Source organism: Pseudomonas izuensis (assembly GCF_009861505.1).
Classification (GTDB): domain Bacteria; phylum Pseudomonadota; class Gammaproteobacteria; order Pseudomonadales; family Pseudomonadaceae; genus Aquipseudomonas; species Aquipseudomonas izuensis.
The window spans coordinates 85,354-101,027 of sequence record NZ_WTFT01000037.1 but is presented as its reverse complement, the minus strand read 5'-3'; the positions used below and the strand labels follow the sequence as shown (position 1 = coordinate 101,027).

Annotated in this window: 10 protein-coding genes; 5 read left to right on the top strand and 5 right to left on the bottom strand. The window is 60.1% G+C overall.

Annotated features, from left to right (window positions below; translation table 11 throughout):
• Nucleotides 1-22: 22 nt before the first annotated feature.
• From GPL81_RS25205 to csrA, 3 genes are all read left to right on the top strand, one after another.
• The gene (locus tag GPL81_RS25205; protein WP_160108917.1) at nucleotides 23-838 is read left to right on the top strand and encodes an SDR family oxidoreductase; all 816 of its coding nucleotides are present in this window, start codon (nucleotides 23-25) and stop codon (nucleotides 836-838) included.
• 64 nt (nucleotides 839-902) lie between these two features.
• Nucleotides 903-1,235, top strand: coding sequence for a YnfA family protein (locus GPL81_RS25200; protein WP_096512842.1), 333 nt, complete (start codon nucleotides 903-905; stop codon nucleotides 1,233-1,235).
• 153 nt (nucleotides 1,236-1,388) lie between these two features.
• A complete protein-coding gene (csrA, locus tag GPL81_RS25195; RefSeq protein WP_160108916.1) occupies nucleotides 1,389-1,580 on the top strand; it encodes a carbon storage regulator CsrA in 192 nt (63 codons plus the stop codon).
• On the opposite strand, the gene GPL81_RS25190 is transcribed toward csrA, so the two are convergent.
• From GPL81_RS25190 to GPL81_RS25175, 4 genes are all read right to left on the bottom strand, one after another.
• A complete protein-coding gene (locus tag GPL81_RS25190; RefSeq protein WP_160108915.1) occupies nucleotides 1,569-1,796 on the bottom strand; it encodes a YheU family protein in 228 nt (75 codons plus the stop codon). The genes csrA and GPL81_RS25190 overlap by 12 nt on opposite strands.
• Nucleotides 1,797-1,978: 182 nt before the next feature.
• A complete protein-coding gene (locus GPL81_RS25185) occupies nucleotides 1,979-3,169 on the bottom strand; it encodes an osmoprotectant NAGGN system M42 family peptidase (protein ID WP_160108914.1) in 1,191 nt (396 codons plus the stop codon).
• A 157-nt stretch (nucleotides 3,170-3,326) separates the two neighbouring features.
• Complete coding sequence (ngg, locus tag GPL81_RS25180; protein WP_160108913.1) at nucleotides 3,327-5,075, bottom strand: N-acetylglutaminylglutamine synthetase; 1,749 nt, start codon at nucleotides 5,073-5,075, stop codon at nucleotides 3,327-3,329.
• A 3-nt stretch (nucleotides 5,076-5,078) separates the two neighbouring features.
• Nucleotides 5,079-6,851: an N-acetylglutaminylglutamine amidotransferase gene (locus GPL81_RS25175; RefSeq protein WP_160108912.1), complete on the bottom strand. Its 1,773-nt coding sequence runs from the start codon at nucleotides 6,849-6,851 to the stop codon at nucleotides 5,079-5,081.
• A 284-nt stretch (nucleotides 6,852-7,135) separates the two neighbouring features.
• Between GPL81_RS25175 and GPL81_RS25170 the strand changes: the two genes are divergently transcribed.
• Nucleotides 7,136-11,944: an NEL-type E3 ubiquitin ligase domain-containing protein gene (locus GPL81_RS25170; protein WP_160108911.1), complete on the top strand. Its 4,809-nt coding sequence runs from the start codon at nucleotides 7,136-7,138 to the stop codon at nucleotides 11,942-11,944.
• Between the two features lie 5 nt (nucleotides 11,945-11,949).
• Here the strand turns inward: GPL81_RS25170 and mnmC are convergent, their stop codons facing one another.
• Nucleotides 11,950-13,932 (bottom strand): bifunctional tRNA (5-methylaminomethyl-2-thiouridine)(34)-methyltransferase MnmC2/FAD-dependent 5-carboxymethylaminomethyl-2-thiouridine(34) oxidoreductase MnmC1, encoded by a 1,983-nt coding sequence (gene mnmC / locus GPL81_RS25165; protein ID WP_160108910.1) that lies wholly within the window; start codon nucleotides 13,930-13,932, stop codon nucleotides 11,950-11,952.
• A 203-nt stretch (nucleotides 13,933-14,135) separates the two neighbouring features.
• Here mnmC and pap point away from each other — a divergent pair, with 203 nt between their 5' ends.
• The gene (gene pap, locus GPL81_RS25160) at nucleotides 14,136-15,650 is read left to right on the top strand and encodes a polyphosphate:AMP phosphotransferase (RefSeq protein WP_160108909.1); all 1,515 of its coding nucleotides are present in this window, start codon (nucleotides 14,136-14,138) and stop codon (nucleotides 15,648-15,650) included.
• The last annotated feature ends 24 nt before the right edge of the window (nucleotides 15,651-15,674 follow it).

The window sequence follows — 15,674 nt, the reverse complement described above, 5'->3', positions numbered from 1 at the left end:
CGGAACAACAAGGCTGTTTGCTATGCAAAATCGCATGATGATCACTGGTGCGGGCTCTGGCCTGGGTCGCGAAATCGCGCTGCGCTGGGCGCGCGAAGGCTGGCAGCTGGCCTTGTCCGACGTCAGCGAGCCCGGCTTGCAGGAAACCCTGAGGTTGGTGCGCGAAGCGGGTGGCGACGGTTTTATCCAGCGTTGTGACGTGCGCGATTACAGCCAGCTGACCGCCTTCGCACAGGCTTGCGAAGTGAAACTCGGTGGCATCGATGTGATTGTCAACAATGCGGGCGTGGCCTCCGGCGGGTTCTTCAATGAACTGTCCCTGGAAGACTGGGACTGGCAGATCGCGATCAACCTGATGGGGGTGGTCAAGGGTTGCAAGGCCTTCCTGCCGCTCCTGGAAAAGAGCAAAGGCAAGATCATCAACATCGCGTCGATGGCTGCGTTGATGCAAGGCCCGGCCATGAGCAACTACAACGTGGCCAAGGCCGGCGTGGTGGCGTTGTCCGAAAGCCTGCTGATCGAACTGGCGCACCAGGAAGTCGGCGTGCATGTGGTCTGCCCGTCATTCTTCCAGACCAATCTGCTGGATTCATTCCGTGGCCCGACCCCGGCCATGAAGGCCCAGGTCGGCAAGTTGCTGGAAAGTTCGCCCATCAGTGCAGCCGACATCGCCGATTACATCTACCGTCAGGTCGCCACCGGCGAGTTCATGATCCTGCCTCACGAACAGGGCCGTATGGCCTGGGCGCTCAAGCAGAAGAACCCGCAACTGCTGTACAACGAAATGACCCTGATGGCCGACAAAATGCGCGCCAAGGCCAAACAAACCACAGGCTGAACTTGCCCGTAGGCCGCAGCCTCGTCAGGATGGCCGCCATCGGCCATCCTCGCGAGACAGTTACATGCTCAATTACCTGTGGTTTTTTCTTGCCGCGCTGTTTGAAATCGCCGGTTGCTTCGCTTTCTGGATGTGGCTGCGCCAGGGCAAAAGTTTCTGGTGGGTACTCCCGGCATTGCTCAGCCTGACCCTGTTCGCCCTGTTGTTGACCCGCATCGAAGCCACCTACGCCGGTCGCGCCTATGCCGCTTACGGCGGTATCTACATCATTGCTTCGATTGGCTGGTTGGCGGTGGTCGAGCGGATTCGCCCGCTGGGCTCGGACTGGATCGGCGTGGCGCTGTGCGTGATCGGGGCGAGCGTCATCCTGTTTGGCCCGCGCTTTTCCGCCTCCTGACGTATCACGCCTTCAACCCAACGACCTGTCAGACGTTTCCGTCAGGGGAGTTGGCCGGCGGCTGTCAGTTCGGTCTGGATTACTGCCGCTGCCTTGTAGGCCAGTCCTGCGCCGGGCATCTTCAAGGTCCGGTAACCCTGAAGGACGAAGGCCATGCTTGTACTCAGTCGTGTTGTAGGCGAATTGATTTCCATCGGTGACACCATTTCCATACGCGTCGTGGCCGTCAACGGGAACACCGTGCGTTTCGGCGTCGAGGCGCCGCGCAGCGTCAATGTGCACCGGGCCGAGATCCACGAGCGGATCCAGCGTAAGGAGCCCCGAAAGAAAAAATCAGTCGAATAGATGCTTGGGCACATCGTGCTTGAGCATCAACTGGCATTGCTCGCTTTCCGGGTCGAAGACGATCAATGCCTGGCCCTTGGTCAAAGCCTGGCGCACACGCAGGACACGGGTTTCCAACGGTGTGTCATCGCCGTTGTCGGTGCCGTCGCGCGTGACGAAATCTTCGATCAGGCGGGTCAGGGTGTCGACTTCAAGTTGTTCGTGGGGAATCAGCATAGGCACCTCGGGTAAGCAATGGCGCGATGCTACGGCGAATGGGAGGACGCCGCTAGCCTCCAGGCTTTGTGTCGTTTGATCCGGCCCCTTCGCGAGCAGGCTCGCTCCCACAGTGAACCGCGTGCTCCTGTGGGAGCGAGCCTGCTCGCGAAGGCGTCAGATCATCCATTACAGATTTTTGGTCAGGTATCCGATCGCTGCCCCACCAGGCTGTCCACCGAAGGCACCCGTGTATCGCTCTCCATCTGCGTGTCATGTTCGAGCTGATGACTGAACCGGTCCAGCGAACCCTTGGCCGGTTGCGCATCGCTGGCGAACACCGGCGGGCTGAGGATGTAGGCGCTGAGCAGGCGGCTGAGGGCGGCGAGGCTGTCGATATGGGTGCGTTCGTAGCCGTGAGTGGCGTCGCAGCCGAAGGCGAGCAGGGCGGTACGGATATCGTGACCGGCCGTCACCGCCGAATGGGCGTCGCTGAAGTAGTAGCGAAACAGGTCGCGGCGTACCGGCAACTCGTTGTCGCTGGCCAGGCGCAGCAAGTGTCGTGACAGGTGATAGTCATAGGGGCCACCGGAGTCCTGCATTGCGATACTCACGGCGTGTTCGCTGGAGTGCTGGCCGGGTGCGACGGGTGCGATGTCGATGCCGACGAATTCGCTGACATCCCATGGCAACGCCGCGGCAGCGCCGCTGCCAGTTTCCTCGGTGATGGTGAACAGCGGGTGACAGTCGATCAGCAGTTCTTCACCGCTGTCGACGATGGCTTTCAGCGCCGCCAGCAGCGCCGCGACACCGGCCTTGTCGTCGAGGTGACGGGCGCTGATGTGGCCGCTTTCGGTGAACTCCGGCAAGGGATCGAAGGCCACGAAGTCACCGACGCTGATTCCCAGGGAATCGCAATCGGCTCGCGTCGCGCAGTAAGCGTCCAGGCGCAATTCGACGTGGTCCCAACTGATCGGCATTTCATCCACGGCAGTGTTGAACGCGTGCCCGGACGCCATCAGCGGCAACACGCTGCCACGGATCACGCCATTGTCGGTGAACAGGCTCACCCGGCTGCCCTCGGCAAAACGGCTGGACCAGCAGCCGACCGGTGCGAGGGTCAGGCGGCCGTTGTCCTTGATCGCACGCACAGCCGCGCCGATGGTATCCAGGTGTGCCGACACGGCGCGGTCGGGGCTGTTTTTCTTGCCCTTGAGGGTGGCGCGGATCGTGCCGCGCCGAGTCATCTCGAACGCAATGTCCAACTCTTCAAGGCGTTCGGCGACATAGCGCACGATGGTATCGGTGAACCCGGTGGGGCTGGGAATGGCGAGCATTTCCAGCAGGACTTTTTGCAGGTAGGTCAGGTCCGGTTCGGGAATTTTGCGGGTCATGGAAACTCCTGATGAGTTGAGGCCATCGATGGTTTCGATGAGGAAGACATTCGTTGGCTGTCAGGCCGTCTTCGCTGGCAAGCCAGCTCCTACAGGTTTTGCGCAATTTCTGTAGGAGCTGGCTTGCCAGCGAAGGCGGTCGACCAGACGATCCTCTCTACAAGGCGACCGACTGACTATGCGGAAACAACAAATCCACAAACCGTTCCGCCGTCGGTTGCGGCTCATGGTTGGCCAGTCCGGCGCGTTCGTTGGCTTCGATAAACACGTACTGCGGTTGATCGGCGGCGCAGACCATCAAGTCGAGGCCGACCATGGGAATATCCAGCGCCCGCGCAGCTCGCACGGCGGCATCAAGCAAGGTCGGGTGGAGGATCGCAGTGACATCCTCCAGCACCCCGCCGGTATGCAGATTCGCCGTACGCCGGACGAACAGATGCTCGCCGGCAGGCAGAATGCTGCTGTAGTCGTGGCCGGCTGCATGCAAGGTGCGTTGGGTTTCCGGGTCCAGCGGGATTTTGCTTTCGCCGCTCGTGGCCGCCTGTCGCCGCCGGCTCTGGGCTTCGATCAGCGCGCCGATGGAGTGTTGACCATCACCCACCACTTCAGCCGGTCGGCGAATCGCAGCGGCCACCACTTCAAAACCAATCACCAGAATCCGCAGGTCGAGGCCCTCGTGGAAACTTTCCAGCAGCACGCGACTGTCGAATCGGCGGGCAGCTTCAATGGCTTGCTGAACGTCTTCGATGGTCTGCAAATCCACCGCCACGCCGTGTCCCTGCTCACCGTCCAGTGGCTTGACCACCACCCTGTGGTGCTCGTCGAGAAACGCCAGGTTGTCATCGGCATTGCCCGCCAATTGCTGAGCCGGCAGGTTCAGGCCCGCACCCTTGAGTACTTTGTGGGTCAGGCTCTTGTCCTGACACAGCGTCATGCTGATAGCGCTGGTCAGGTCGCTGAGGGACTCGCGGCAGCGCACCCGGCGTCCACCATGGCTGAGGGTGAACATCCCGGCATCGGCGTCATCCACCTGCACATCAATGCCACGCCGGTGTGCTTCCTCGACGATGATCCGCGCGTAGGGGTTGAAGGCGGCTTCGGGGCCGGGGCCGAGAAACAGGGGTTGATTGATGCCGTTCTTACGCTTGATGGCGAAGGTCGAGAGGTTGCGAAAACCGAGCTTGGTGTACAGGTTCTTCGCCTGGCGATTGTCATGCAGCACGGACAGGTCGAGGTAACTGAGCCCGCGGCTCATGCAGTGTTCGATCAAATGCCGCACCAGCACTTCACCGACCCCCGGCCGGGAACAGTGTGGATCAACCGCCAGGCACCACAGGCTGCTGCCGTTTTCCGGATCGTTGAAGGCCTTGTGATGATCGAGGCCCATGACACTGCCGATCACCGCGCCGCTGTCCTCGTCTTCGGCCAGCCAGTACACCGGACCACCCAAGTGTCGCGGCGTGAGCAAAGTGGTGTCGACCGGCAGCATGCCGCGTGCGTGGTACAGCTGATTGATCGCGCTCCAGTCGGCGTCGCTCTGGGCACGACGGATACGAAACCCGCGAAACACCCGGGTGGCCTGGCGGTAATCGCTGAACCACAGGCGCAAGGTATCGGACGGGTCGAGGAACAGCTGGGTCGGCTCCAGCCCCAGCACCTGTTGGGGGGCGGCGACGTACAACGCAATGTCGCGTTCACCGGGCTGCTCGTTGAGCAGCTCCCGGGCGAGGCTGGCTGCATCGGCAAAGGTGTGACCGATCAGCAACCGGCCCCAGCCGCAGTGGACCGCGATCGGTGCCGCGCCCAGTTCGCTGCCATCTTCGGCCAGGCGTGCCTGCAAACGTTCGTAAGAGGGCGCCTGACCGCGCAACAGGCGTTGGTTGATTGCAGTGGAGTGGGGTTTCATCGCTCAGATTCCTTGTTCGCTGAGCCACAGGTTCAGCGCTGCCAGTTGCCACAGCTTGGAACCGCGCAACGGGGTCAATTGGCCTTGCGGGTCGGTCAGCAGACGGTCGAGCATCGCCGGGTTGAACAGGCCGCGATCCTGACTCGGATCGAGCAGCAGTTCACGCACCCAGTTCAGCGTATCGCCCTGCAAATGCTTGAGGCCTGGCACCGGGAAGTAGCCTTTTTTGCGGTCGATCACCTCGCTTGGAATCACCAGCCGTGCCGCTTCCTTGAGCACCTGCTTGCCGCCGTCCGGCAGCTTGAACCTGGCCGGCACCCGGGCCGACAGCTCCACCAGGCGATAGTCGAGAAACGGCGTGCGCGCTTCCAGGCCCCAGGCCATGGTCATGTTGTCGACGCGTTTGACCGGGTCATCCACCAGCATCACCGTGCTGTCCAGGCGCAGGGCTTTGTCCACCGCTGCGTCGGCCCCCGGTTGTGCGAAGTGCTCTTTGACGAAGTCACCGGCGGCGTCGTTTGCGGTCAGCCATTTCGGTTGCACGGTGGCGGCGTAGTCCTCGTAGCTGCGGTCGAAAAACGCCTCGCGATAGGCCGCGTATGGATCGTCGGCGCCGTCAATCTGCGGATACCAGTGGTAGCCGGCAAACAATTCGTCGGCACCCTGGCCGCTTTGCACCACTTTGCAGTGCCTGGCCACTTCCCGCGACAGCAGGTAGAACGCGATGCAGTCATGGCTGACCATCGGCTCGCTCATCGCGCGGAACGCGGCGGGCAGTTGTTCGATGATCTCTTTTTCGTCGATGCGCAATTGATGGTGCTCGGTGCCGTAATGTCTGGCGATCAGGTCTGAGTATTGGAACTCGTCGCCACGCTCGCCGCCGGCATCCTGGAATCCGATGGAGAAGGTCGAGAGGTTTTCCACGCCGACCTCACGCAACAGACCGACGAGCATGCTCGAGTCGACACCGCCGGACAGCAGCACGCCGACGTCTACCGCCGCGCGCTGACGGATCGCCACCGCATCGCGGGTGCTGTCGAGCACCCGGTCGCGCCAGTCTTCGAGGGTCAGATTCAGCTCATCGGCGCGAGGACCGTAGGGCAGGCTCCACCAGGTTTTCTGCTCGGTGGTGCCATCCGCTTCAATGCGCATCCAGGTGGCCGGCGCCAGTTTTTCGATGCCCGCCAGCAAGGTGCGTGGCGCGGGGACCACGGCGTGGAAGTTCAAGTAGTGATTGAGTGCGACCGGATCGAGGACCGGGTTGATGTCGCCGCCCTTGAGCAACGCCGGCAGCGACGAGGCGAAGCGCAGGCGTTGGCCGGTGCGCGACAGGTACAACGGCTTCACGCCGAGGCGGTCGCGGGCGATGAACAGACGTTTGGCATCGCGATCCCAGATGGCGAACGCGAACATGCCATTGAGCTTGGGCAGCAGCGCCTCACCCCAGGCGTGAAACCCCTTGAGCAGCACTTCGGTGTCGCCACCGGAATAGAAGGCATACCCCAGGCTTTCCAGCTCGGTGCGAAGTTCGGGGAAATTGTAGATCGCGCCGTTGAAGGCCAGGGAAAGACCCAGTTGATGGTCGATCATCGGCTGCGCCGAGCGGTTCGACAGGTCCATGATTTTCAGGCGTCGATGGCCCAGGGCAATCGGCCCCTGGCTGTGAAAACCCCAGGCGTCAGGGCCGCGTGGCGCCAGGTGATGGGTGATTCGCTCAATGGCTGCAAGGTCTGCAGGTTGATCGTCAAAACGTAACTCGCCAGCTAATCCGCACATAAATTCCTTACCGGTTTTTCCGTTGGGGAGGGTCAATCGATACCCGGCCAAAACGGCGGGTACTCAGAAACTGACCCGCCTCGGTAACGGGAGTTTTAGACCGATCGGTTATAAGCAGGCGTTGCCGGACAAGCACAGGCGCGCAGGGCGGTGGTGGTAATTAATGAGGTGATGCATGGAAATAGTTGCTGGGATGCGCTCCGATTCGACCCGGTATTCGAATTATCAAACGGCTGTCGAGCTTCATAAACTGAGCAGCCCTCAACGCAATAAGGACATTGCTCATGCAACCCACAACACCCAAGGCCGCCCCTGCGGCGGTACCGATGACACCGGCACAACGTCTCGAGGCGTTGCTGGAACGCACAGGCGATCTGGACAAGGCCCAGGTGCTGCAAGCGTCCATTCCAGAATGGCTGGCGAAAGCGGATTTGAGCGTGGTGCAGGCGCTGAAAGCCGCGTTCGAGCAGTCTTTTCTGGCTCAAACCAAGGCCAGGGCAGCGCTCGAAAAGCTCAAGCCGCTGGACGAATTCTGCAAAGAGCAATTGACCGTCTTCCTCAAGGGTAAATGGGCGGTCGATCTCGACGTCGGGCGAGACACACTGGAAGGCCCAAAAAAAGAGTATTCGTCAACGGGACTGTTCCCTATCGGCTACTTGAATAACGCTGACACCCTCTCACGCAGCTTGCTCCATGCCGCCATGGAAAATTTCACCTCCGGGGAAGCGGAGATCGGCGGGATGGCGGCAGGCTCACTGATACGAATCGATGCGAAGGCCCAATCAGGCACTGTAATAACCCCAGAAAATTTCGCGACGCTCTGTCGCGAACTCGACCTGGGCACCCGGTATCAGCGCCATATCGATGAAGCCCTGGCGTTGCCGGTCAAACCGGTGAGGGGTATGCCTGTCGATGATCGAGCTTCCGCGGCTGACATCCGGCGTTTGAAGGTGCTGGACATGCAAGTCGCCCTTCACATGGCCTACCTGAAAAAGGACATCACCCAGGCTGCCTATACGATGTTGCTGAGCGTGGTCGAACAGGACGCCCCTGCGGGCCAAACCAGGGACGCGCTGTTCGATGGCGGGCCAGTGGTTTGGCAGGGGCTGATGATTCATGACGCCTGCATTTGTGGGGTGCTGGTGTTTACCAAAGTCTCCATCGATACCGCCCCGAAGGCCAGATGCGTGGTTTACATGCCCAACGAACCCCGACGACCGTTGTATGAATACGCTTCGCTGGATGAATTCAAGGTTTACCTGACCCTCCATTTGCAAAGCAAAAGCTACAGAAAATCGTTCGTCGAGCAGTATCTGCACGGCCACGATAAAACCGGATTCTTTACTTCGTTTGACAAGGGCAAGACCTTGGGCACGCTTAAAGCCGCCCCCGCCGATACCTGTATTGGCGATTTTTTCTTCAGTGCATTTATCAGCACGACTCAAGCAGACGCGCGGATCCTTGCCGTTCCAACCGAAGACGTCGATGAGCAACTACGGGAAAAAACCATTCAATTATTGCTGGATGGCGGGCTAATGCTATTGAACGCGGCTTCTTTTTTCGTCCCGGTGATTGGCCAATTGATGCTGGCAGCGGCGGTCGTCGACATCGTCAGCGAGGTGTATGAAGGTGTGGTTGACTGGACCCATGGCGAGCGGACAGAGGCGTTGTCCCATTTGCTGAATGTGGTCGAAAACGTCGCGCAGTTGGCGGCGTTTGTCGCGGGCGGAAAAATAATCGCGACTGCTATCAGTAAAGGCGTGAAAGAGCAGGAGGCCTTCTTCGACGGCTTAGAGGCCATCACTCATGATGGTAAAGCGAGGTTATGGAAACCCGATCTCAAACCCTATCAACAAATCAGGACGCTGCCAGCCAACGTGCAACCTGATTCGCAAGGGCTCCTCCAGCATGCCGGACAGACATCGATCGTCATGGATGGAGCAACCTTTCAAGTCACCCGCAAAACTGCCGGATCGGCCTGGACCCTCAACCATCCTGTGCGCACTGACGCCTATCAGCCTGCCGTCGAGCGAAACGTGGAAGGTGGCTGGCGGCATGTTCACGAACATGCGCACGAGTGGCGTGACGGTGCTTATGCGTTGGGGCGCACGGACCCGCGCCTGAACGATCTCGGCACTGACCTGGAAGCCATTGCCGACATCACCGACATGACGCCTGACAAGCTGCACCAGCTCCATGAAAGCCACCTCAAGTTACCGCAATGGCTGAATGATAGTGTCGAGCGCTTCAAGATCGACCGGCGCATCAGCGCGTTGGTCGAGGCGATGGATCGGGGAGAAACTGCGAATACGGACTTCATTCAGGAGCAACTTCATACGCTACCGAGGTTACCTGGCTGGCCGGCGGAGCGCTTTATTAAAGTGCTCGACGGAGAAGAAGCGATTATCGCGCGTTACCCGGAAGCGGCACCAACGGATGACGAGATCAACTCTGTGCATGTTTCCCAGGTGCAGCTTGATTCAGGAAAACTGCTCGATACCGTCATCCCGGGCCTCTATCCGAAAGAAGTCGAGGCGATGATTGGTGTGTCGACTACCGAGTCGAAGTCGCTGCTGTTGGCGCGGAAAATCGCCAGCCATCTCAAGAGCAATCGCCAGCCGTTGTTTGAGTGGCTCTATAAATCCTGGGACGGCACCGCCACCGGTGAGGTTGCTACGCTGGGCGAACACGCTGCCGACCTTCCCGTCCGTGTGCGCCAGGAGTTGCTGGAGAACGCCTCTGGCAGGGATCGCAGCTTTCTGCGTGATCGCAAGACCCTTGGAATGGAACTCGCCCGGCAGGTCGACGAAGCCCAGGCTGTGTTAAGGCAGGACCGCGCAATTACGGGCTTGCATCTGCCGCAACTGGCCAATCCCGATACTGACAATCTGACGCTCGGGCTGATGGATCGGGTGCAGGGTTGGGGTGACGGCTGTCGACTTGAAGTACGGCAGGGCTCAATGACCGGCACCTTGCTGGACAGTGTGGGCGATGCGGGTGCGCAGTCGCGCGCAGTGATCATCAAGACGTCCAGCGGCTTTCAGGTCACTCAAATCAATGGCAGTGTGTCTTCCACGCTGAAGAGCGAAACGCTCCTTCAGTCGATACTGGATGCGCTGCCTGCCACTCAACGCACCGGCATGGGTTTCACGGGCAACGATGCATTGGATGTCCCAACATTGCGTTCACGCTTGTCCAGGGCAGCTACCGGCGATCCGGTGCATACCGCTCGGCTGCTACGGGGGGAGCGCAGTGAGACACCGAAACACCTTTCTGCCTGTGTCCAGGCGAATCCTCCCGCTGCGAGTTCCTATTCGCTGGGCCTGGTTCGTAAAGTCAGAAAACTCTATCCGTTGTTCACCGATGCCCAGGTTTCGTCATTTCTCGACAACGCCGGCAGTACTCAGCTGGCGCGGGTGAATCGAATCAAGGAGCTGGGGCAGCAGTTGAAGAAGTTGCTCGGGGTGCTGCATGCCTGGCGTGACGATGAAGCGCAAATGAAGACGCTACCGGGGCAACTCGACGACATACGTGTGAATCGTCGTCAGGTGGCCAATGCCATCGAAAACTGCTGGCGCCGGGTGGCTCGGCAAAATCAGCCTTCTACAGCGCTCACGGTGGACCGTAGCCCGGTGGGGCCGTTGCCGACGTTGACGGAGCAGGATGTCGCCCATGTGCGCAGCCTTTCCATCAAGGACATGCAGGCCGGTGATGAGCTGGCGTATTTCCTCAGACCGTTCAAAGGCCTGGTCACTCTGGAGCTGGACCGCAATCGACTCACACGATTGCCTGAGGCGTTGTCGCAGATGCCCAATCTTGAGCACTTGAGTCTGGACGGCAATCAGATAAAGCTGACCGAACACACGTTGCGCAAACTGGCCGACCTGCGAAATTTGCGTACCTTGGGGCTCAGTGGCAATCAATTGGGGGCGACGATCGATGTCAGCAAGATGCTGGATCTGCAATCTCTGTTCCTGAGCAATACCCACGCCACGGAGCTACCCGTCGGGCTTTCCCGGCCGCCCTATCTGGACATGGTGGACTTGCGAGGTAACCAGATTCGGGAGCTGCCGGACTGGCTGCTCCGGGCCCCTCAGCGATTCACCCGGGCAATCAACCTGCGCTTCAACCCCATCTCCGCAGCGAGCCGTACCAGGCTGGAAAACTACCGTGACAACACGGGCATCGGAATGGGGGTTCTGGACGACAGAGCCGAGGTGCTCAGCGAGCAACGGGCTCGAGATTTGTGGATGCCAAAAACGGTTGAAGAAACCTATGCCAGTTGTAATCGGGCATGGCTGGCCCTGAAAAACGAACCCGATTCCAATGGATTCCTTGAGCTGCTGTCAGAACTTGGAAGTTCCGCGGATAGCCGTTTTGTGCATGAAGACATGACCCGGCGAGTCTGGAGTGTCATTGAAGCGACTCAGATTGACTCGGCATTACGCGCTCAATTGCTGTCGATGGCGGTAAAAGCCAATTGCGCTGATTCTGCGGCCACCATCTTCAGCAATCTTGAGGTGGCAGTGGATATCGATCGGGTGGTGCGCCAGTCCGGCAATGCTCACGATCAGGCGGCGCGGCTGCTGAGTCTTGGACGGCGCCTGTTTCGACTGGATTATCTCGCCAGACTCGCTCGGGAGCATGCATTGGCCAATCAGGCGCTCGATCCGGTGGAAGTGGAACTGGCCTACCGCACTGGCCTGGCCGACAGGCTTGAACTGGTCGGCCAGCCCCTGCATATGCGTTACGCATCGCTAAGTGGCGTAAAACCAAACGATCTGGATACGGCCTACAACAAGGTCCTCGCCGCAGAAACACCTGCTGAACTATCGACTTACATCAGCGGCCGCACGTTCTGGAGCGATTTTTTGCGACAGCACCATGGCAAACAGTTCAACGACCTGACTGCGCCTTTTCACGTGCGGATGGAGACGGCGGCTGAAAACGACCCGACGTTTGGCGTGGACTACCTGACAGAAGTGGGCAGTATTGCAGCCGAACAAAACAGGGCTGAGGACGCCTTGTTGAAGCGTTTGACCGAAGCGGCCATGACGGCTGACCAGTCAAAGGCTTGTTTTGCGCTGGATTGAACGCCTCAGGCCTTGCCTCGAATCAAGCGACGCAAGGCAAAGCGGTTCGGATGGCACGCCTCGGCCACGGCCCTGGGCAATGGCAGCGGTTCGTTGTCCAGCCACGCAGCGATCAATTCGCCCGACAACGGCGCGGTGATCAGTCCTCTCGAACCATGGCCGCTGTTGACGTACAAACCGTCCAGCCATGGGCAAGGGATGTCCGGGGTTTGCCGGGCATCCTTGCTCAAGACGCTGTAGGCGTCGACGAATGCCGGGCTGTCGGCCAAGGGACCGACAATCGGCAGGTAATCCGGGCTGGTGCAGCGAAACGCTGCGCGACCTTCAAGTGCTGCCGGCTGCAAGGTGTCTGCGCCGAGCCGGGCGACCAGATCCAGCGAGATTTCTTCGAGCATCTGCAGGTTGCCTGCATGCTCGGCCGCTGTCGGTGTCAGGTCGTCATTGTTGAAATCGAAACTGGCACCCAGCGTGTGTTCACCCAATCGTGCCGGAGCAACATAACCTTCGGCGCAGACCACGGTGCTCAGGCTTTGGCTTTCAAGTGTCTGGTGCAAACGAGTGATCTGCCCGCGAATGCGTTTGAGCGGTAACTCGCTGCTGTACGGGAAGCGCTTGATCTCGGCAGCACCGGCCAATACCACCACAGGCGCATCGGCCAGCAACCTGTCGCCATCCCACGCTTGCCACCGCCCGTCCAAACGGCGCAGTTCCAGCACTTCGTTATGCGTCTGCAACTGAATGTTCGATTGCGCCGCCTGCCATTGGCACAGGGCAGGCGGATGCACCCAACCGCCTTCGGGGTAAAACAGGCCACCCGATTGCAGCGCGATACCGGCGCGAGCCTCGGCCTGCGCTTGATCGAGCGTGTGCAGCAAGTCTTCGGGAAAGGCTGCCGCCAATTGCGCCTGACGTTCGGCTTCCTTTTCGTTGAACGCCAGTTGCAAGACGCCGCAATCGTCCCAATCGACGCCCCGTTGCAACTGCTCGAGCAAGCGTCGGGTGTAACCGAATCCACTGACAATCAGTTGCGACAACGCCGTGCCATGGGCCGATAACTTGAGGTAAAGCACGCCCTGAGGGTTGCCCGAGGCTTCTTGCGCCAGTGCATCGTGACGCTCCAGCAGATTCACTTGCCAACCCCGTGCAGCCAGGCTGGCCGCTGTCGCACAGCCGGCCAGGCCGGCACCGATCACCAGTGCTCGACGTTCACCGGCCAGCGGCACCGGGCGCGCAAACCACGGTTTGGCCACGGCAGGCGCGGGAATTTCTGCGGGCCAGCCGATGAACGTGCCCCGCAGGATTTCCCATTTGTGGCCAATGCCCGGCGTACGTTTCATCTTGAAACCGGCGGCGTTGAGCAAGCGCCGTACCCAACCGGTGCTGGTGAAGGTGCTGATGGTTGATTCGGGCGCCGCCAGCCTTGCCAGTTCGGCAAACAGTTCGGCGGTCCACATGTCCGGGTTTTTTGCCGGGGCGAAACCATCGAGAAACCAGGCGTCGATTTGCGCATCCAGTTGTGGCAACTGCTCCAGGGCATCGCCGATCAGCAGGGTGAGGGTGACGCGACCGCCATCGAGCACCAGCCGCTGAAAGCCTTGATGGATGGCTACGTACTGCGTCAGCAGCTGGTCGGCAAACACCTTGAGTTCCGGCCATAGGGCCAGGGCACGTTGCAGGTCGGCAGGGCTCAACGGGTACTTTTCAACGCTGACAAAATGCAGTCGCGCATCGGTCGGCGCATGTTGTTCGAATACTTGCCAGGCGCACAGGAAATTCAGCCCCGTCCCGAAACCGGTCTCGCCGATGACCAGGCGACCGCCTTGCGGCAAGGCGGCAAAGCGCTCGGCCAAACGGTTCTGTTCGATGAACACGTAGCGGGTTTCGTCCAGCCCCGATAGATCGGAGAAGTACACATCATCGAACACTCGCGAATACGGGCGTCCCTGGTCGTCCCAGTCGAGCTGGGCGTGGGGCATTACAGGTTTCATGGCAGGCTCGGCAACGGCAAGGCGGCCATTCTAGCCGATCGCGGGCCAGGTGCCTGATCCCGTAGGAGCAAGCTTGCTCGCGATGGACGTTAACGATGAGGCGTGCTTTCTGAATAAACGCACCGCTCTTGAGTTCATCGCGAGCAGGCTCGCTCCTACAGGGTCTATCCGCTAGTCTTCTCACATCTGGAAGGGAGCCATCCATGTTCGAATCCGCCGAAATCGATCACGCCATCGACAAAGAAACCTACGAAGCCGAAGTCCCGGCCCTGCGCGAAGCCTTGCTCGAAGCACAGTTCGAACTTCAGCAGCAGAAACGCTTCCCGGTGATCATCCTGATCAACGGCATCGAAGGTGCCGGCAAGGGCGAGACGGTCAAATTGCTCAATGAATGGATGGACCCGCGTCTGATCGAGGTCCGCACCTTCGATCAGCAAACTGACGAAGAGCTGGCGCGGCCACCGGCCTGGCGCTATTGGCGGATGCTTCCGGCCAAGGGACGCATGGGGATTTTTTTCGGCAACTGGTACAGCCAGATGTTGCAGGGGCGGGTCCATGGGGAGTTCAAGGACCCTCGGCTGGATCAGGCGATCAATGCCGCCGAACGCCTGGAAAAAATGTTGTGCGACGAAGGCGCACTGATCTTCAAGTTCTGGTTTCACCTATCCAAGAAACAGATGAAAGCGCGCCTCAAGGCGCTGGCCGATGATCCGCTGCACAGTTGGCGCATCAGTCCGCTGGACTGGCAGCAATCACAAACCTACGACAAGTTCGTGAAATTCGGCGAACGGGTACTGCGTCGCACCAGCCGGGACTATGCGCCCTGGCACGTGATCGCGGGAATGGATGCGCACTATCGCAGTCTGGTGGTGGGGAAAATTTTGCTCGAAGGCCTGCTAGCCGCGTTGAAACGTCCGAAAATTCATCCGGAAAAAGTCAGTGCCGCACCGGTGCTCCCCAGCGTTGACCAAGTGAACCTGCTCGACAGCCTCGACCTGGCCTCGTGTCTTACCAAGGACGATTATGAGGAACAGTTGATCACCGAGCAGGCGCGGTTTTCCGGGTTGATGCGCGACAAACGCATGCGCCGCCACGCGCTGATGGCGGTGTTCGAAGGTAACGACGCGGCGGGTAAGGGCGGGGCGATTCGCCGGGTGGCGGCGGCACTGGATCCGCGCCAGTACAACATCGTGCCGATTGCCGCGCCGACCGAAGAGGAACGGGCGCAGCCCTACCTCTGGCGTTTCTGGCGGCATATTCCGGCGCGGGGCAAATTTACCGTTTTCGATCGCTCCTGGTATGGCCGGGTGCTGGTCGAGCGCGTCGAAGGCTTTTGCAGTCCGGCGGACTGGTTGCGCGCCTACAGTGAAATCAACGACTTCGAAGAACAGGTCACCGACGCCGGGGTGATCGTGGTCAAGTTCTGGTTGGCCATCGACAAGCAGACGCAACTGGAGCGCTTCCAGGAGCGCGAGGAAATACCCTTCAAGCGCTTCAAGATCACCGAGGACGATTGGCGCAATCGCGACAAATGGGATGACTATCGCACCGCCGTCGGCGACATGGTCGACCGCACCAGCACCGAGATCGCACCATGGACCCTGGTGGAAGCCAATGACAAGCGCTGGGCACGGGTCAAGGTCCTGCGCACGATCAACCGTGCGCTGGAAGAAGCGTTCGAAAGGTCCGACAAGCAAGAGCGCAAGGGCAAGAAGTGAGGCGATGGTTGCGCATACGCGGGG

Bases quoted from the DNA above. Each gene is read 5' to 3' on its own strand.
- GPL81_RS25205 (WP_160108917.1), top strand. From the start codon at position 23: ATGCAAAATCGCATGATGATCACTGGTGCGGGCTCTGGCCTGGGTCGC.
- GPL81_RS25200 (WP_096512842.1), top strand. From the start codon at position 903: ATGCTCAATTACCTGTGGTTTTTTCTTGCCGCGCTGTTTGAAATCGCC.
- csrA (WP_160108916.1), top strand. From the start codon at position 1,389: ATGCTTGTACTCAGTCGTGTTGTAGGCGAATTGATTTCCATCGGTGAC.
- GPL81_RS25190 (WP_160108915.1), bottom strand. From the start codon at position 1,796: ATGCTGATTCCCCACGAACAACTTGAAGTCGACACCCTGACCCGCCTG.
- GPL81_RS25185 (WP_160108914.1), bottom strand. From the start codon at position 3,169: ATGACCCGCAAAATTCCCGAACCGGACCTGACCTACCTGCAAAAAGTC.
- ngg (WP_160108913.1), bottom strand. From the start codon at position 5,075: ATGAAACCCCACTCCACTGCAATCAACCAACGCCTGTTGCGCGGTCAG.
- GPL81_RS25175 (WP_160108912.1), bottom strand. From the start codon at position 6,851: ATGTGCGGATTAGCTGGCGAGTTACGTTTTGACGATCAACCTGCAGAC.
- GPL81_RS25170 (WP_160108911.1), top strand. From the start codon at position 7,136: ATGCAACCCACAACACCCAAGGCCGCCCCTGCGGCGGTACCGATGACA.
- mnmC (WP_160108910.1), bottom strand. From the start codon at position 13,932: ATGAAACCTGTAATGCCCCACGCCCAGCTCGACTGGGACGACCAGGGA.
- pap (WP_160108909.1), top strand. From the start codon at position 14,136: ATGTTCGAATCCGCCGAAATCGATCACGCCATCGACAAAGAAACCTAC.